Genomic DNA, 17,440 nt, shown 5'->3' on the forward strand with positions numbered 1-17,440 from the left:
CCCCCTTGGAAAATTCGGTCAGCGGGCACCCATCGTGCGCAGGCGGTCGCGCAGCAGACCCCATGCCGCAACGCCTTCGACGACCTGGCCGTTGATGATGAAGGTCGGCGTGCCGGTGATCTGATATTTCTCGACCCCCGCGTTGGTGCCCTTTTCGATCGCCTCGACATTTTCGACCTTGCTCAGGCACTGCTGGATCGTCGCGGCGGGGACACCGCGCTGCTGATAGAATTGATCGATGCCCCAGCCCTTGGCGAGGGCGACGAAGCGCTGCGCGGGCGGCAATTTCATCGCTTCCTCGATCCCCGGCTGCGGTTTCGACGGACCCGCGATGAAGGCTTCATGTTCGAGGAAGGTCGCATCGGCGAGCGGGAAGAAGCGGTCGGGCGTGGTGCATTTGACGATCGCGCCGGCGATCGCGTCGACCGGGTGGAGCATGAACGGGGTCAGCTTGTACGACACGCGGCCGGTGTCGACGAAGTCGCGCTTCAGCTCTTCGTGCGAATCCTTGGCGAACTGTGCACAGTGACCGCAGGTGAAGGCGCCGAATTCTTCCAGTTTGATCGGCGCATCGGGGTTGCCCATCACGACGCCGTCGCCATCGACGCGCACGACCTGCGACCAGGTCTTGCCGGCCGGCGGGGCGACCTTGGCGACCACGTCCTTTTCCTTGGCGGGATCATCGGCGCCGCCGCCGCAGCCGGCGAGCGCAAGCGCGCCAAGCGAGGACAAGAGGGCGATACGAAGCGATGCGGTCATCTTTTTCTTTCTCCACGAAAACGGGAATGCGGGGCTTTTACGAGGCCTTGAGCGCAAGGTCGAGTTTGGATTTGAGCGCGGGCCAGGCGGTGACACCTGCGTTGCGGCCATTGACGAAGAAGCTGGGCGTGCCTTCGACATTGTCGGCGTTGAGGCCGATGTTGGTCATGCCCGTGAGTTCGGCCTGCGCGACCTCGCTGTCGAGCGCGGCGTCGATCTGCGCCTGTGTATAGCCGCGCGCGCGCATCAGCGCGGTGAGGCCGGTGCCGGCGGCGATCTTGCGCGCGCGCTCGCCGGTGGTGCCTTCGAACCAGCTCTTTTTCTGTGCCTCGGTCGCTTTCTGGATCTTGGCGATCAGCGCGGGGAAATTGTTGAAGATCGCCTGATGGTTGCCCGCGAACGCACCGGGGCCGCCGCAGCGCGCGAGGAGCGCAGCGGTCATGTCGACCGGGTCGCGGACGAGGTTGCGATATTCGAACAGCACGAGCCCGCGATCGACATATCCGGTCTTGAGCGGCAGCGAGCCCGCCTTCGCGAAATCGGCGCAGACGTGGCAGGTGTAACTGAAATATTCGACCAGCTTCACCTTCGCTGCGGGGTTGCCGACCAGAAAGGCTCCGATCGGGGTGGTCGAGACGGTTTGCGACCAGAGTGTGGGCTTGGCAGGCGTCGCGGCAATCAGCGCCAGGGCGGCGCCCGAGAGGGCCAGCACCGCGGTGCGGCGGTCGAGAAGCGGGTCGTCGAAAGCGGACATCCGTCGTTCCTAACTGATACGGGGAAGCTTGGGTGGCGTCGCCAGTCCCGCGGCCATGCGTTCGAGCACGGTGCGCAGTTCTGGGTCGCCGATATCGCGCAGGCTGTCCCCCAGTTCGGCGGGTACGGGTTTCAGCATTGCCGGCGGCTGAACGGGCGCGGCAGGTGTGACCTGTCCGTGCGTCATGCGGACATGGGCGATCGCAGCATAGCCGAAGAAGCGGTTGACCGACCCCACGATGTCGGGCGCGACATGCTGGAGCATCGGGGCGTGTGCGCCGCTGATCGTCAGGTGCAGCGTACCGCCTGCCTTTTGTCCCGCGGGAAAGCGGATCATTGCGGGCTGCGTGACATCGGCAAGCCTGTCGCCGACGATCTCGCGCCAACGGCTGACGACCGAGCTCTGGATGAAACCGAATTTGCGAAAGGCGGTGCGGCCGATTTCGGGGACGAGGTCGGAAATCGCGCGCGCTTCGCCGCCGCGCGGGCGTTCGTAGGGGCGGGCGGGGGCCTTGGCGGCCTTGGTCGCCGGCCGGGCCTTTTTGGCTTTCGCCTTTTCATCCTGTCCCGTGTCTTTCGCCATAGCGGGCGCCATGCCATAGGCGGGGGGTGAGCGTCCAGACTTCCGACATGGTGAGCGATTTCGCGGATCGGCTGCTCGGCTGGTACGATCGGTCGGCGCGGGTGTTGCCATGGCGCATCGCGCCGGGCAGCGACCATATACCCGATCCTTATCGCATCTGGCTCGCCGAGGTGATGCTGCAACAGACGACCGTCGCCGCGGTCGCCGGCTATTTCGCGCGCTTTACCGAGCGCTGGCCGACGGTTGCCGACCTTGCCGCGGCCGACGATGCCGATGTCATGGCGGCGTGGGCGGGGCTTGGTTATTATGCCCGCGCGCGCAATCTGCTCGCCTGTGCCCGCGCGGTGGTGGCCGATCATGGCGGTCGGTTTCCCGATACCGAGACGGGCTTACGCGCCCTGCCCGGTATCGGCGATTATACTGCTGCGTCGGTGGCGGCGATCGCTTTCGGGCGTCCTTCAGTGGTTGTCGACGCGAATATCGAGCGGGTGATCGCGCGCCACCGGCTGATCGAAACCCCGCTGCCGATGGCGAAACGCGAGATTCGCGCCGCGCTGACACCGCTGGTGCCCGAAGACCGGCCTGGCGATTTCGCGCAGGCGCTGATGGACCTCGGTGCGACGGTCTGTACGCCGCGCGGTCCTGCTTGCGCGATCTGCCCGCTGATGGCCGACTGCCGCGCGCGCGGGCGCAGCGATATCGAGCGCCTGCCGGTCAAGCCGCCGAAGAAGGCGAAGCCGCATCGGCATGGGCTGGCTTATTGGATCGAGCGCGACGGGGCGATCTGGCTCGTCCGCCGGCCCAACAAGGGGATGCTCGGCGGGATGCGGGCGCTGCCCGGCGGTGACTGGACCGACGCGCCGCCGTCCGAGTCGGGATTTGTCAGCGTCGATCATGGTTTCACCCATTTCGACCTGACACTCGCAGTGGTGCGCCGCGAGGCACCAGCCGAAGCCCCCGATGCCGCAGCGGAAGGCGAGTGGTGGCCGATCGCGGACCTTGACGCGGCGGGGCTGCCGACGCTCTATCGCAAACTGACCGACAAGATGCTGGAGAGAGACGCATGAACATGATGGTGTCGCGCCGCGCGCTGATGGGCGGAATGGCGCTGGCCGGGGCGGGGGCGTTGCTGCCGCGCGCCGCGCTGGCGTGGAAGATCGATGGCGCCGCGCTTTATCCGGCGACCAATGCCTTCATCAAAAGCTTCGTCGACCGTCGCGAGCTGGCGGGTACGCTCGCCGCGATCGGCAAGGGGCAGGATGCAGCGGTTTTCTTTGGTGCCGGCGTGCAGTCGAACGATTCGCCGACGCCCGTCGGTCCCGATACGCTGTGGCGGCTCTATTCGATGACCAAGCCCGTCACCGGCATCGCTGCGATGTTGTTGATCGAAGACGGCAAGATGAAGCTCGACCAGCCGATCGCCGACTTCCTGCCCGCCTTTGCGAAGATGAACGTGCAGAATGTCCCCGACGGTTCGATCACCGACGTGCGCCCAGCCAAAGGGCCGATCACGGTGCGCCAACTGCTCACGCATACGGCGGGGCTCGGCTATAATATCATCCAGAAGGGGCCGATCAAAAAGGCCTATGACGATAATGGCATCGTCGGCGGACAGGCCAGCCGCCTGCCGATCCCGGGCTTTGCGGAGGTCAAGCCGGCGCCCAGCCTTGCCGCGATGGCCGACCGGCTCGCCGCGCTCCCGCTCGTCTATGAGCCGGGGACGAAATGGAGCTATTCGATCAGCCTCGACCTGATGGGACGGTTGATCGAGGTCGTGTCGGGGCAGGCTTTCGACGCTTTCCTGAAGGCGCGGCTGTTCGACCCGCTCGGTATGACGAGCACCGGCTTCATGGTCGCCGCGAAGGACGTGGGCCGCTTCACGAGCAATTATGCGCCGTTCGGCGGCGCGCTGATCCCCTTCGACCCTGCGGGCAGTTCGATCTATCTCGACCCGCCGCCCTATCCGTTCGGTGGCGGCGGACTGGTGTCGAGCGCGCGCGATTACGACCGTTTCCTTGCGATGCTGCTTGGCGAAGGCGAAACGGGCGGGGTGCGGGTGATGAAGCGCGAGACCGCGCGGATCGCGATGTCGAACCTCCTCTCCGACAGCGTCGACCGCAAGGGCACCTTTATCGACGGGCAGGGCTTCGGCGCCGGCGGGCGTGTGTCGCTGCCGACTTCGCCGGGCGGTGAGGGGATTTTCGGCTGGGCTGGCGCCGCCGGGACGATCGGCTTCGTCCATCGGGGGCTCGGCTATCGCGCGGCGGGCTATACCCAGATCATGCCGCCCGATGCGGTGTCGTTCCAGGGCAAGTTCGGCGAGACCTTCTTCCAGGATGTGACGCGCTGATGCCGTTGCCGCTCGGTTTCACCGGCGCGCGGCTCGACCGCGCCGACCAGCTTCGCACCAATGCGGAGGCTTTTGCGACCGCGATCGCAGATCCGCGCGCGACCTGCCTTGCGCTTGACGGTATTGATTTCGTGCCGGGCGAGGGGGGCGGCCTGCTGTGGGAGCCGCTCGATCCGTCGGATGATCGGGCGCTGATGCTGCTCGGGATCGACGATGCCGGCGCGCCGCGTTTCGTGCGCGAGGCGCCGGCAGGTGCGCGTGTCGACGCGCGCTCGCGGACCGTGATGCGGCTGCTGCCCCTGCTCTCGACCGAAGAAGCGGCGCTATACGGCGGCGCGCGCAGCCTCGTCGACTGGCATGCGCGGCATCGTTTCTGTGCGGTGTGCGGATCGCCGACCGCCCTGTTCCGCGGCGGCTGGGGGCGGCGTTGCGGCAACTGTAACGCCGAACATTTCCCGCGCGTCGACCCGGTGGTGATCATGCTCGCCGAATATGAGGATCGCGTCCTCGTCGGGCGGCAGGGCAGTTTCCCGCCGGGCTTCTTCTCGGCGCTCGCGGGCTTCGTCGAACCGGGCGAATCGCTGGAGGAAGCGGTGGCGCGCGAATTGTTCGAAGAGGCGGGCATCCATGTCAGCGACGTATCCTACGTTGCGAGCCAGCCCTGGCCCTTCCCCTCGTCGTTGATGATCGGGTGCCGTGCCGTCGCAAAAGACCCTGCGCTAACGCTCGATACGACCGAGATCGAGGCGGCGATGTGGGTCGACAAGGCCGAGGTGCGCGCCGCTCTTGCGGGCGAAATGGGTGCGTCATTCATGGCGCCGCCGCCGCTTGCGATCGCGCGCTATCTGCTGGAGGATTGGGCGGGTTGACCAGGAGGAAGGCGCATATCCTCTTCGAAAAATTTGGCCCCGGTTACATGCCGGCCAATCTGACGGGCTGGCTGCTTCTCTTCACATATCTGGCGTTTGTGCTGCCGTTTCTGATCATCCCCGAAATGGTCTTCCCTCACAGCCGAATCGTTTCCGGCTATCAGGTCGCAGCATTTCTACTGTTCTGGTGGCTTGGGCTTCGCTTCGCCAGGCGGCACAGCGCGTAGCGAACGCATCGGAGATCGATTATTTTTTGCCGGCGATCCGGCTGATTTCCTTGGCCACCATCGCTTCGACCAACGCGGGCAGGTTGGCGTCGAGCCATTGCTTGAGCATCGGGCGGAGTGCGTCGAGCACGACGTCCTCCATGGTGCGGCCGGCAACAGAGGGCGCTGCGACGGTTGCAGCGGCGACCGCAGGCGTAACGGCAGCGGTCAGCGCTTCGAGCGACTGGCGCGCGGCATCGGCGCTGGCTTCGGAAACGAGTTCTTCGGGCGCGTGTACTGTTTCGGCCAAATCTTCTTCGTCCTGAAGGTCGAGGATGTCGTCGGCTTCGGGGACGCGAATCTCGCGCACCGAACCCGGTGCTTCATCGCGCGCGATCACGCGCCGAATCGACGACAAGATATCTTCCATCGAAGGTTCCCGCGACATATCGCCCATAACCCCACCCCCTAAACCATCGCGATTACCGGATGGTTAACCGTTCCCTTACCGATTTGGGGCGGGTTTTGCCAAGCCTTATTGTGGCGACAGCGATGGCGGGCCGGCGGGAACGCCAGCGGTCGCCGCAGGGATTGCGCGCGTGTCGGTTGCGACCTGCTGCGGCGCCGGATCGTCGGCCCAATCCCAGATCTGGCCTTTCACACGGTTGTAATTGACCGCGGGATCGTAAAGTGCGCCGCCCTCGATGCCGAGGTCGCGCGCTTCGGCCTTGCCCATCGCGGCGAGGACCGAGAAGGCGGCGACATAGGAGTTGCGCTGTGCCGACACGAGCTGGACCTGCGTGTTCAGATATTCCTGTTCGGCGTTCAAAATGTCGAGGATCGACCGGGTGCCGACGCTGTTTTCGGCGCGCACGCCTTCGAGCGAGAGCGCGTTCGCACTCACCGCCTGCTGCGTTGCGGCGATGATCCGCTCGTTCGCCTGCCATGCGGCATAGGCGCCGCGCGTCTGGGCGATCACGCCGCGTTCGACCTCGACATATTGCTCGATGGCCTGGCTGCTGCGCGACTGTGCCTGACGCACTTGCGCCGAGGGGCGGCCGCCCTGAAAGATCGGGATCGTCAGCGAGAGCCCGGCCTGCGCACTCTTCGTGACATTTTCCGATGTGGTGTTCGCGGGCGGGATCGAGTTCAGATTGTTCGTGTAACCGCCGCTGGTGGTCGCCGACAATTTGGGCAGGCGGCTTGCGCGCGCCACGCCGATGTCGGCGCGGCTGGCACCGACAAGCTGGTTCGCAGCGTCGATATCGGGATTGCTGTTCAGCGCGATCGCGACGGCTTCCTCGGCGGTGACGGGCAGGTTCGGCAGGGCGGGCGGAGCCTGCAGGTCGACCGGTGCGTCGCCGACGAGGCGGATATAGGATTCGCGGCTGGCGATCAGGTTCGATTCGGCGGTGCGCAAATCGCCCTCGGCCAGCGCGAGGCGCGCTTCCGATTGCGCGACATCGGTGCGCGTCAGGTCGCCGATCTCGAAACGGTCGCTCGTTGCCTGCAAATTGGTGCGCAGCACCGAGACATTCTTCTGGTTGAGCTGGACGATCGCCTGATCGCGGATAACATCCATATAGGCGCCGACGGTCTGCGAAAAAATGCTCGCCTCGGTCGCGCGAAGGTCGGCTTGGCCGGCTTCCACGCGAAATTTGGCCGCCTTGATAGCGTTGCGGACGGCTCCGCCCTGATAGATGGGGACGGTCACTTGCCCGCCGACGTTGACGTTCCGCTTGGGCGAGAAAAAGGCGTTGCCGGGAAGAACGAGATTTTCCTGATAATCGACGCGCGCGCCGACTTCGGGCAAACCGCCAGCCTTCTGGATCGGCACATTCTCGTCGTTCGCACGCTGTCCCGCGCGCGCGCCGGTCAGCGTCGGATTGTTTTCATAGGCCTTGGCCAGTGCGCCCTGCAATGTTTCTGCCTGCGCCGCAGCGGGCAGCAACAGCGAACCGGCCGCCAGACCGGCAAGCCAATGGGCACGGCTCAATATCTGCTTTCTTTTATTGTCGTGCATAGAGACGCGGCCCTGAAACAAGGAGGGATGGGGCTTTTAGAACTGGAAACCCGCCGGTGCGGCAAAGCCGGGCAGCGGTGCGACGTCCATGTCGGCAAAGCTACGAAGTGCGACCGTGCCGCCAGCCTTCACGCCCTCGACGAGACGCGTCACTGCGCCCTCGCGCCGGGCCGCGATCAACCGGCCACCATCGGCGAGCTGCGCGACAAGCGCGTCGGGCAGCGTTTCGATCGCGCCCTCGACGATGATGCGGTCGAACGGCGCGGCATCGGGCGCACCGGCCGCCAGCGGTCCCGCGATCCAGCGGATATTGCCGCCCGCAACCGCGGCCTGCGCCGAAGCCATCAACGCATCCTGCTCCTCGACCGCATATACTTCGGCACCGAGCTTTGCGAGCAGCGCAGCGGTATAGCCCGTCGCGCTGCCGACGATCAGCACGCGTTGCCCGGGACGGATCGCCGCCGCGACGAGCATCCGGCCGGTCACCAGCGGCGCGTTCAATGCGCGGCCGTCACCCAGCGCGATCGCCCGGTCCGTATAGGCCACGCCGGCAAGGGCTGCGGGCACATGGGCCTCGCGCGGCACGGCGGCCATCGCGCCCACGACCGCGGGATCGGTTACGTCGTTGGTCCTGAGCTGGCAGTCGACCATCGCGGAGCGCATCTCCGCCGCAGTGATTTCGCTAAACTTCGTCGCCATCAGCCTTTTCCGATTCCCTGGAATATGAACCTTTGCGAGGCCGCTTTAGCCGAAGCCATGCTGTGTTGCAATGGTAATACAGCCATGCCGCCGCGCGTTGCCGCGCATAGCTGGCAACACGGGTGCCGCCAACCCCGCATCGCGCGGCCGGCGCATGCGGTATCGCGCTCTTCTGGCGAATCCTTGACAAGCCAGCGAAAGCCCCTCACTAGCGGCGCCGTCCACACCGGCCCGTCCCACTGGCGACGCGGCAATTTGGCATGAGGCCCGATGGCGGAGTGGTGACGCAGCGGACTGCAAATCCGCGCACGCCGGTTCGATTCCGGCTCGGGCCTCCAAATCTTCCACACGATTCGGCTAAATCAATGCCTTGTGATGGGTCCGTGGCCGGCCTTTGGTCGAGGTGGGGCATTGCACCGGCTTAGCGGCCTTTACTGACGCTCGCCTGACGACGGTTGCAGAAACAACAAAGGGCTGCGCCTTTCGGAGCAGCCCTTCCATTGTCGTGCCTGTCGCGGACAGCTTAGCCGAGCTGGACCCCCGCGAGGAAGGTCATGCTCAAATCTGCCGCATGCGGCGTTTGACAATGAGACATTCGACCACCTCCTTTCGCTTGTTGACGATGAAACGAACTTAGGGTGTTTTTCGGTCGATTCAAGCCGGTTGGGCTTTCTTGCGCCGCACGATCGTCTGGGCATTGGTATATTCGAGCAGGCCTTCGAGCCCGCCTTCGACCCCCACACCCGATTGCTTCATGCCGCCAAACGCCGCAGTCGGCGACAAATGCTGGGTCTCGTTGACCCAGACGGTCCCGCTCGCGATACGCTGGGCGATCTCGAAGGCCCTGTCCTCGTCCTGACCCCATACCGAGCCGCCGAGGCCGTAATCGGTGGCGTTGGCGCGCGCGACGACATCGTCATAATCGTCGAACTTGATGAGCGGCAGGACGGGGCCGAACTGTTCCTCCTGCACGATGCGACTGTCCTCAGGCGGGTTGTCGAGGATGGTGACCGGGACGAAATAGCCGGGCACGTCCGCAGCATCGCCGCCGACAAGAAATGTATAGCCCCGGTCCTTCGCATCCTGGATCAGTTCGAGGACACGGGCGTATTGCGCTTCATTGTTGATCGGGCCGATCTGCGTCCCCTGTTCGGATCCGTCGCCGACCTTGACCGTCTTCGCATAGGCGACGAGCGCATCCTTCAGCGGCTCGTAGATGTCCTTGTGAACATACATGCGCTTGGTCGCGATGCAGATCTGGCCATTGTTGCGGAAGGCGGCCCAGAACAATTCCTCGGCGACCTTTTCGACGTCGATATCGGGCATTACGATCGCGGCGTCGTTGCCGCCGAGTTCGAGCGTCACGCGCTTCAGCGTCGGGGCGGCCGATTCCATCACGCGGCGGCCGGTCGCGGTCGATCCGGTGAAGCTGATCTTGTCGAAACCGGGGTGGCTCGTCATCCACGGGCCGAGTGCGTCGCCGCCGGTGATGATGTTGAGTACGCCGGGCGGAAGGAGGTCTTTCACCAACTCGCCGAACTTCAGCGTGGCGAGCGGGGTGAAGGGCGAGGGTTTGAGCACCATCGTATTGCCCGCGAGCAAGGCCGGGCCGACCTTGAACATCGCGAGGACCATCGGGAAATTCCACGGCGCGATCGCGCCGACGACGCCCAAGGGAACGTGCCGCGTTTCGCTATAGCGATCCGCGCTGTCCTCGTTGACCGTCACCGGCAGGTCGAGGCTGGCGGCGCCCATCAGCCAATAGCCCGCACCCATGATCTCGCCTTCAGCCTCGGCATGCGGCTTGCCTTGTTCGGCCGTCAGCAGGCGTTTGAAGGCGTCGGTGCTGGCGAGCACGGCCTGTCCCATCGCCATGAGTGCGGCCTTGCGTTCGGCGATCGGCGTCGCTGCCCAGCCGGGGAAAGCGCCGCGGGCCGCGGCAATGGCGCGGTCCAGATCGTCCCGGGTCGCGTCGGGCGTGCTGCCGATCACCTGTTCGGTCGCGGGGTTGAGCACGTCGAAACGGGCGCTTCCGCCATCGAGCTTGCCGCCGATCAGCATCATATAATCACGGTCGAAATCCATCGTGTCTCTCCTTTGGCTTCGCCCCGGGACGGCATCAGCTTGTTGAACTACCAGCGCGATTGTCGGCGCGTCATATTTACGCCACTCCCAAAAGAGGGGACGTCAGGGTATCAGCACGACCTTGATGCACTCGCCGCGCGTCTGCGCTGCCAGCGCCTCGTTGATCTCGGCAAGCGGGAACGTCCTGATCAACCTGTCGAAGGGAAAGCGCCCCGCAGCATGTTGCGCGATCAGTTCGGGAATGAAGGTCCGCGGATCGCTGTCACCCTCTATGATCCCGATGATGCGGTGACCGGGGGTCATCAGCGCGGCGATATTGACGCTGATCGCGGCGTCGGCTTTCGCGGGTACGCCGACAAGGCCGATCGCGCCATGGCTGCCGAGCGCCGCGAGGCCCGCCTCGATCACGGGGACGACGCCACTGGTATCGAAAGCGAAGTCGAGGCCTGCCGGGACGATCGCGCGTAACGCTTCGGTCAGATCGCCCGCCTCGGCGGGGTCGATGACATGCGTTGCGCCCAGGTCTTTCGCGATATCGCGCCGCGCGGCGACCGGCTCGACAAGGATGATCGTCGAACAACCTTGAATAACCGCGCCCATCACCGCCGCGAGCCCGACCGGCCCGCCTCCGAAGATCGCGATGCTCGAACCCGGCGGGCAGGCGAGCGAGTTCATCACGCCGCCTGCGCCGGTCTGAAAACCGCAACCCAAGGGCCCGAGCAATTCGAGCGCAACCTTCGACGTATCGACCTTCACGACATTGCGCGCGCGTGTGACGGTGAGCGCCGAGAAGGAGGATTGGCCGAAGAAATGCGATGTGACGCGTTCATCGCCTTTTGAGTATGCCGTCGAGCCGTCGTCGAGGCGCATCCCGGCATAGTTCAATGGCACGAAGCTCTGGCAATAACTCGGCAGATGCTCGTCGCAGCGTGGGCAGGCGCCGCAGCTCGAGAAGCCGACGACCACCTCGTCACCGATGCTCAACCCTTCGACGCCTTCGCCGACTGCTTCGATCACCCCCGCGCCTTCATGGCCGAGCACCCCGGGGAGCGCGAACGGCGCGAACTGGTCGCGGAAGATCAGGTCGGTATGGCAAAGCCCGACGCCCGCGATGCGAACGCGCACTTCGCCGGGGCGCGGCGCTTCGACCTCGATCGCCTCGATCGTAAAATCGCCGCCGGGCTGGCGCACCACGGCCGCCGTTGCTTCGGTCATTGCATTCTCCGTTCAGTGAAGCCCGCGCCGTTCCTGCTGGCGATAGTCGCTCGGCGCCATGCCGAACCAGGCGCGGAAGGCACGGCTGAAATGGCTCTGGCTGGTGAAACCCGTCGCCTCCGACAGCGCGGCGAGGCTGAGGTCGGTCTGGACGAGCATCTGTTGCGCGCGATCGAGCCGCGCTTTCATCACATATTGGTGTGGCGAGATGCCGGTCGCCTTTTTGAACAGGCGGCAGAAATGCGACGGGGTGACCCCCGCGACGGCCGCCATCGCTTCGAGGCTATGTTCCTCGGCGGGGTTGGCGAGCACGGCGTTCATGATCTTGTGGAGGCGATAGGCCGAGAAATCGGAGACGGGGATTTCGGTGGGATTGCCGTGTGCGGGCGGGCCCGAGAGGATATGCGCCTTCAGCGCACCCACCATCGCCGCGACATAGGCGGTGCGTTCCTCGGCCTGCGGCGCGTAAAGTTCGGAGAGGATCTGCCGCGTAAGCGCGACGCCGAGCGGGTCGGCGAAGGCAAAGCGCATCTTGTTGAACTGGTCGGCGTGCGGTTGGCCCGCAAGGACGTCCGACGACATCGACAGCGTCACCACGTCGAGCTCGCCGTCGACGAGCCAGCCGGTTGGCATGCCGGCGGGGACGATCGTCGCGCAGCCCGGGATCGAGCTCGTCTCGGTCCAGCCGTCGCGGTCCCAGGTCTTGACTTGCGGCTTGCCCGCGACATGTACGGTGAAGATCGGCTGCGGTAGCGCGGGGAGGGTATAGCTGCCGACGAACTGGCGCCAGCGGCAGAGCGACCAGCCATCGCCCAATGATCCCATCTCGACATCGGGCGCGCGGCCGAGGACGTCGCAGATAATTTCCTTATTATCCCAGATATTCTCGTTTTTCACGTCACCAGCCTGACGTCGAGCCGCTTGAAGCCGTTGATGAAGTTCGACCGCACGCGGCTCGGCTCTCCCACAATCTCTATGCGCCGAACATGGCGCGCCATTTGCGCAAAGGCGAGTCGCAATTGCATTTCGGCAAGCCGTGAGCCGACGCAGACATGCGTGCCCGCGCCGAAGGCGAGATGCTGGCGGATCGGGCGTGCGATGTCGAAGGCGTCCGGGTCGGCGAAGACCGCCGGATCGCGGTTGCCGGCGGGGTAGAAGACGACAACCTTGTCACCCTTGCGGATCTGCTGGCCGCCAAGCTCCGCGTCACGCGTCGCGGTGCGGCGCATGTGGATGACGGGGCTTGCATAGCGGACCATTTCCTTAACTGCGTTCGGCAGCAGGCCGGGGTTGGAACGGATCGCATCCCATTGGTCGGGATTGCTCGAAAAGGCGATCAGGCTGTGGTTGATCGAGTTGCGCGTCGTCTCGTTCCCGCCGACGAGCGCGAGGATGAGGTTGCCGATGAAGTCGCCGAGCGGGACGGGCTGGCCGTGTATCTCCGTGTTTGCGAGCAGCGAGGCGATGTCGGGACCGGGGTTCGCGCGCCGCTCGTCGAACAGCGCGGAAGCGAAGCCGACGAACTCGCCCATCACCGCCGCCATCGCTTCGGGTGACTGGCGGAAATCGGGATCGTCCTCGCCGACGAAGGCGTCGGTCCAGCGATGGAGGTCGTGCCACATTTCGGCGGGTACGCCGAGCAGCTCCGCGAGCGTGAGCAAGGGCAGCGGGACGGTGAGGAGGGGGAGGATGTTCACCGTCTCGTTCAGCGGCACGTCGGCGAACAGCCGTTCGACGCGTTCGGTGATGCGCGCCTCGATGCCTTCGAGCCGCCCCGGTGACAGCGCGGGCATTAAGAATTTGCGGTACTGCGTGTGCGTCGGCGGATCGCGCGAGATGAAGGGGATGCCGATCGCGGATTCGCCTGCGCCGGTCAGCCCGACCTCATTTTCGTTGAAAATGCGATGCCCGCCATTCTCATACGCCGAGGAAAAGAGATCGGCCTGCCGCGACACGGTGACGATATCGTCGAACCCCAGCACCGCCCAGAACCCCGCACCATCGCTTTCGGGGTTCCAGTGGACCGGGCCCGCGGCGCGCAATGCCGCAAGCTCGGCATAGGGCATGCCGCCGACGTAAAGGTCAGGGTTCTTGAGGTCGGTCATCGTCAGAAGCTGTAACGGACGCTGACGCCATAGGTGCGCGGCGCCGACGGCACGAGGAAGTTGTACGGGAATCCAGCGCCGCGCAGATCGAGGCCGTAGCCATAGGTTTTGCGTTCGAAGATATTGTTCGCGAACGCGCGCACCGTCAGCGCATCGTTGCTCCAACTCAGCGAGGCATTGACCTTGGCATTCGCGCCCTGCTGCAGCTCGCTGTTCACCTGCGGCGTGCCCGGCGCATTGATCGCGTTGAAGGGCGAGAAATACTGGCGGCTCGAATAGGCGACATTTGGCGCGAAGGTGATCGTCCCATCCGCCACGTTCAGGACGTCCCATTCGAAACCGAGCTGAGCGGTGAGTTTTGGCGCGAAGGGCAGTTCGTTGCCCGACAGGTCGGCGCCCTGCAGCGTCAGCTCCTTATATTTCGAATGCAGCCAGCCGAGCGATGCGTCGATGCGCAGGCCATCGGTGGGGCGCAACGTCGTTTCGACCTCAAGCCCGTACACCTCTGACGCTGGCGCGTTGACGAGGAAGGAGACGGGGCCGGCGCGCGTGTCCTGCAGCTGCTGGTTCGAATAATCATAATAGAAGGCCGAGGCGGCGTAGGTGAGCAGGCGACCGCCCGCGCGACCCTTGATGCCGATTTCATAGGCGTTGACGCGCTCGGGCTCGATATAGCCGATCCCGGCCGACGAGGTGTAACCGCCGCCGTTGACTGCACCCGCGCGATAGCCGCGGTTGTAGCTCGCATAGACCAACGGGCCATCGTCGAAGGTGTAGCTGAGTGCTACGCGGCCGGTCAGTGCATTGTTCGTGTCGGCAAGCGCAAAGCGTGCGGCCGGGTCATAGGGGCAGGTGCCAGCTACGCCCGGGCAGGGCACCGTCGTTGCGAGCGGCGTCTGCGGATCGTCGACCCCGCCCACGAACAGGTAGGCAAAGGCGTCGTCGTAGCGCGACTTGTCCTTTGTGTAGCGTGCGCCGAGCGTCAGTACGAGCCGGTCGGCGAGGTCGATGTCGGCCTGCCCAAACACCGCATAGCTTTTGCGGACCTGCCGGTAATGCTGGAAGAAACCGCCCGCCGGGGGCAGCGGCAGGTTGAAGGTGTTGTCGGTGACGTTGCGGTCCCAGCCGTAGAAGAGGCCGCCGACGAAGGTCAGCCCGTCGCCATCGTAATTGGCGCGCAATTCCTGGCTGAACTGGCGATAGTTCGAGCGCCAGTTGATATCGAGGATATCGAGTGGTGACCCGTCGGCGGCTTGCTGAAGGTTTTGCTTGCCGCCATCGTAGCTGGTGATCGAGGTCAGGCTGAGCGTGTCGCTGAGTTCGAGCGCGATATTCGCGGAAAAGCCCCAGGCATCGGTGCGATTCTCGCCGATGCGATTCTCGTTGGTCTCGAAAAAGCCGAGTCCGGTGCGGAAAGGTTCGAGACCGTGGACCGCAGCCTGCGTTCCACGATCGCGGCCAGCATAGGCGCGCAGCACCACGTCGAGTGTCTCTGTCGGCTTGACGCGGAGCGAGGCGCGGCCCTGCAGCGTATCGACCGATGCGGCGTCGCGGCCGCCGGGAAAGACATTTTTTATCTGCCCGTCACCCTTGGCGTAGTTGACCGCGAGGCGCAGTCCCGCGATGTCCTCTGCGAGCGTCGCTTCGGCGGCGCCCTGCGCGGTGATGGTGTCGAAATTGGCGTATCCGACCTGCAGATAGCCGTTCGTGCCCGACAGGTCGGGTTTCTTGGTGATGAAGTTGATCGCGCCGCCGGTCGTGTTGCGACCGAAGAGTGTCCCCTGCGGTCCGCGCAGCACTTCGATGCGGTCGAGGTCGAATAGCCCCATGCCGTGGCTGGTGCGCGGCGCGAGATAGACATCGTCGAGATAGACGCCGACCGGCGAGGCCTGATTGCTGTTATATTCGTTTGCGACCCCGATGCCGCGCAGCGAAAAGTTCGGCTGCGTGTCGCCATAAGGGCTGTTGATCTGGAGGTTCGGGACAGCGTCGCCGAGCTGCGCCGAATTGGTGATGCCGCGGTCGGCCAGCGTGTCGCCGCCGAGCGCGGTGACCGCGAGCGGCACGTCGAGCAAGGATTGTTCACGGCGCTGGGCGGTGACGACGATGTCGCCTTCGCTTGCGCCGGTGTCGGCTGGCGGCGCATCCTGCGCCATCGCGAAAGTCGATGTCGATACGGCGAACGCAGCCAGCATGGCGCGCGCAAAAGGCAAATCTGCCATAGTCCTTCTCCCAATTGGCGGGGCCTCTGCGAGCCCTGTCGAATTTGGAAGCTAGGACGAAGGGGGCGCAAAGGCTTTAGCGCGCCTTGCAACGAGTTTTGACATTTCTTGCTCGGCAAAGCGGCTTGTCGTTTTGGCTGGACACGGAATAAGGTGGGCACCCCGCCCGCAGAAAGGATCGTCATGGCGCACGGAACCGCACGGATTGGCAAAGATCATTACCGCACCGAGATCAACGTCAGCGGCCACGACCTGATTGGCGACGAGGGGCCGGGGCTTGGCGGACAGAATGAGGGGCCCGCGCCTTATGACTTCCTGCTTGCGGGGCTTGGCGCCTGTACTGCGATTACGCTTCGTATGTATGCTGACCGCAAGGGCTGGCCGCTCGAATCGGTCGAGGTCGGTTTGCGGCTCACCAGTAAGGATGGCCTCCGCGTCGATCGGGTGCTGACGATCGCGGGGCTCGATGACGATCAGATGGCCCGGCTAGCGGACATTGCGGAGCGCACGCCGGTGACGTTGACGTTGAAGGGTGGGCTGCCGATCGATACGCGGCTCGCCTGATCGGCGGGCCACTGGACAAGTTGCGATCTACCACTTATATACCAGCCGTTATGGAAATCGAAACCGCCACCGTCGCCACCCCGCACAAGGGCCGTCCGCGCGAATTTTGCGTCGATATGGCGCTGGCGTCGGCGCTGCGCGTCTTCTGGTCGAAGGGCTATGAAGGCGCGTCGATGGCAGACCTGACCGAGGCGATGGGGATCACCAAGCCGAGTTTGTACGCGGCCTTCGGTAACAAGGAAGCGCTCTTCAACAAGGCGCTCGACCTCTATGAGCGCGAAAAGGCCGATTATATGCGCGCCGCGCTCGATGCGCCGACCGCGCGCGGTGTCGCCGAACGGCTGATGTATGGCGCGCTCGACATGTACACCTGCCCCGAGAATCCGAACGGGTGCCTTGGCGTGATCACCTCGGTTGCGTGCGGCGCAGAGGCCGAATGCATTCGACAGGCTGTGCTCGAACGCGGCGCGGCGGCGAAGCGTGCGATGCTCGAACGCTTCGCGCGCGCCAAGGAAGAGGGCGATTTCCCGCCCGATACCGACGCCGAAGGGCTGGCCGCGTTCCTGACCGCGGTGAACCAGGGCATGTCGGTGCAGGCGGGCGCGGGCGCGACGCGCGCCGAACTCGAGCGCCTCGTCGAAACCAGCCTGAAGCTGTGGCCGGGACGCTGATAGAATTATTTTACTGCCCGGTACAGAATGGTCTTGACGCAGCGCAGCGAGACTTATATACCACCTAGTATACAAAGATAGGGCTCTCCCCCCGGGCCGGCCGCCGCAGGACAAAGATCGTGCGGCGGCCGGATCCATCATCACAGAATAATCCCCCGGGAACATGGCCTGTTCCGGTCGGGCGTCCGTGGGCGTTCGTCCGCAAGAGATAGACAGGGACCGGCGCGCGCATTCCGATGCGGGCGGCGGAACAGGGCGGCCGTCCTCTTCGAAGAGGGCCCTCTGACAACAAGGACCATCCAGACATCAGCCGGAAGCGCGCGCTTCCGGTGCCGG

The 17,440-nt window shown here is 64.9% G+C and carries 17 protein-coding genes and 1 tRNA gene; 7 read left to right on the forward strand and 11 right to left on the reverse strand.

Going from position 1 to position 17,440, the window contains the following annotated elements:
- Positions 1-18: 18 nt before the first annotated feature.
- From BLW56_RS09405 to BLW56_RS09415, 3 genes are read right to left on the reverse strand one after another with little or no spacing between them, the layout of a single operon-like run.
- A complete protein-coding gene (locus tag BLW56_RS09405; protein WP_093510254.1) occupies positions 19-759 on the reverse strand; it encodes a DsbA family protein in 741 nt (246 codons plus the stop codon).
- Between the two features lie 37 nt (positions 760-796).
- A complete protein-coding gene (locus BLW56_RS09410) occupies positions 797-1,513 on the reverse strand; it encodes a thioredoxin domain-containing protein (protein ID WP_093510255.1) in 717 nt (238 codons plus the stop codon).
- Positions 1,514-1,522: 9 nt separating this feature from the next.
- On the reverse strand, positions 1,523-2,095 hold the full coding sequence (locus tag BLW56_RS09415) for a DUF721 domain-containing protein (protein ID WP_371262221.1): 573 nt from the start codon (positions 2,093-2,095) through the stop codon (positions 1,523-1,525).
- A gap of 47 nt (positions 2,096-2,142) precedes the next feature.
- Here BLW56_RS09415 and BLW56_RS09420 point away from each other — a divergent pair, with 47 nt between their 5' ends.
- From BLW56_RS09420 to BLW56_RS09435, 4 genes are read left to right on the forward strand one after another with little or no spacing between them, the layout of a single operon-like run.
- Complete coding sequence (locus BLW56_RS09420) at positions 2,143-3,162, forward strand: A/G-specific adenine glycosylase (protein WP_093510257.1); 1,020 nt, start codon at positions 2,143-2,145, stop codon at positions 3,160-3,162.
- Entirely contained in the window at positions 3,159-4,445 is a 1,287-nt protein-coding gene (locus BLW56_RS09425; RefSeq protein ID WP_093510258.1) for a serine hydrolase domain-containing protein, read from the forward strand. The genes BLW56_RS09420 and BLW56_RS09425 overlap by 4 nt, the downstream gene beginning before the upstream one ends.
- Positions 4,445-5,314 (forward strand): NAD(+) diphosphatase, encoded by an 870-nt coding sequence (nudC, locus tag BLW56_RS09430; protein ID WP_093510259.1) that lies wholly within the window; start codon positions 4,445-4,447, stop codon positions 5,312-5,314. Before BLW56_RS09425 ends, nudC begins: the two co-directional genes overlap by 1 nt.
- Positions 5,315-5,361: 47 nt before the next feature.
- Positions 5,362-5,541, forward strand: coding sequence for a hypothetical protein (locus BLW56_RS09435; protein ID WP_177175897.1), 180 nt, complete (start codon positions 5,362-5,364; stop codon positions 5,539-5,541).
- A 19-nt stretch (positions 5,542-5,560) separates the two neighbouring features.
- Here BLW56_RS09435 and BLW56_RS09440 read toward each other — a convergent pair whose 3' ends face one another.
- The 3 genes from BLW56_RS09440 to BLW56_RS09450 form a co-directional block, all read right to left on the reverse strand.
- Complete coding sequence (locus BLW56_RS09440) at positions 5,561-5,950, reverse strand: DUF2497 domain-containing protein (protein ID WP_256203365.1); 390 nt, start codon at positions 5,948-5,950, stop codon at positions 5,561-5,563.
- Positions 5,951-6,055: 105 nt separating this feature from the next.
- The gene (locus tag BLW56_RS09445; RefSeq protein ID WP_093510262.1) at positions 6,056-7,543 is read right to left on the reverse strand and encodes a TolC family outer membrane protein; all 1,488 of its coding nucleotides are present in this window, start codon (positions 7,541-7,543) and stop codon (positions 6,056-6,058) included.
- 36 nt (positions 7,544-7,579) lie between these two features.
- Positions 7,580-8,242 carry a protein-L-isoaspartate O-methyltransferase family protein gene (locus BLW56_RS09450; protein WP_093510263.1) on the reverse strand — a complete coding sequence of 221 codons (663 nt, stop codon included), beginning with the start codon at positions 8,240-8,242 and terminating at the stop codon, positions 7,580-7,582.
- A gap of 264 nt (positions 8,243-8,506) precedes the next feature.
- On the opposite strand from BLW56_RS09450, the gene BLW56_RS09455 reads away from it, so the two are divergent.
- Positions 8,507-8,580: transfer RNA gene (locus BLW56_RS09455), tRNA-Cys, on the forward strand.
- Between the two features lie 316 nt (positions 8,581-8,896).
- Here BLW56_RS09455 and BLW56_RS09460 read toward each other — a convergent pair.
- The 5 genes from BLW56_RS09460 to BLW56_RS09480 all read right to left on the reverse strand — a co-directional run bounded on the left by BLW56_RS09460 (position 8,897) and on the right by BLW56_RS09480 (position 15,869).
- Positions 8,897-10,327 carry an aldehyde dehydrogenase family protein gene (locus BLW56_RS09460; protein ID WP_093510264.1) on the reverse strand — a complete coding sequence of 477 codons (1,431 nt, stop codon included), beginning with the start codon at positions 10,325-10,327 and terminating at the stop codon, positions 8,897-8,899.
- A gap of 102 nt (positions 10,328-10,429) precedes the next feature.
- Positions 10,430-11,542: an NAD(P)-dependent alcohol dehydrogenase gene (locus tag BLW56_RS09465; RefSeq protein WP_093510265.1), complete on the reverse strand. Its 1,113-nt coding sequence runs from the start codon at positions 11,540-11,542 to the stop codon at positions 10,430-10,432.
- A gap of 12 nt (positions 11,543-11,554) precedes the next feature.
- Positions 11,555-12,439, reverse strand: coding sequence for a helix-turn-helix domain-containing protein (locus BLW56_RS09470; RefSeq protein ID WP_256203366.1), 885 nt, complete (start codon positions 12,437-12,439; stop codon positions 11,555-11,557).
- Positions 12,436-13,647 (reverse strand): cytochrome P450, encoded by a 1,212-nt coding sequence (locus BLW56_RS09475; protein ID WP_093510266.1) that lies wholly within the window; start codon positions 13,645-13,647, stop codon positions 12,436-12,438. The genes BLW56_RS09470 and BLW56_RS09475 overlap by 4 nt, the downstream gene beginning before the upstream one ends.
- Positions 13,648-13,649: 2 nt before the next feature.
- Positions 13,650-15,869, reverse strand: coding sequence for a TonB-dependent receptor (locus tag BLW56_RS09480; RefSeq protein ID WP_093510267.1), 2,220 nt, complete (start codon positions 15,867-15,869; stop codon positions 13,650-13,652).
- Positions 15,870-16,052: 183 nt separating this feature from the next.
- Here BLW56_RS09480 and BLW56_RS09485 point away from each other — a divergent pair, with 183 nt between their 5' ends.
- Both BLW56_RS09485 and BLW56_RS09490 read left to right on the forward strand, forming a co-directional pair.
- A complete protein-coding gene (locus BLW56_RS09485) occupies positions 16,053-16,433 on the forward strand; it encodes an OsmC family protein (protein WP_093510268.1) in 381 nt (126 codons plus the stop codon).
- Positions 16,434-16,483: 50 nt separating this feature from the next.
- Positions 16,484-17,104 carry a TetR/AcrR family transcriptional regulator gene (locus BLW56_RS09490; protein WP_093510269.1) on the forward strand — a complete coding sequence of 207 codons (621 nt, stop codon included), beginning with the start codon at positions 16,484-16,486 and terminating at the stop codon, positions 17,102-17,104.
- The last annotated feature ends 336 nt before the right edge of the window (positions 17,105-17,440 follow it).

It is taken from the genome of Sphingopyxis sp. YR583, assembly GCF_900108295.1.
Lineage (GTDB): Bacteria > Pseudomonadota > Alphaproteobacteria > Sphingomonadales > Sphingomonadaceae > Sphingopyxis.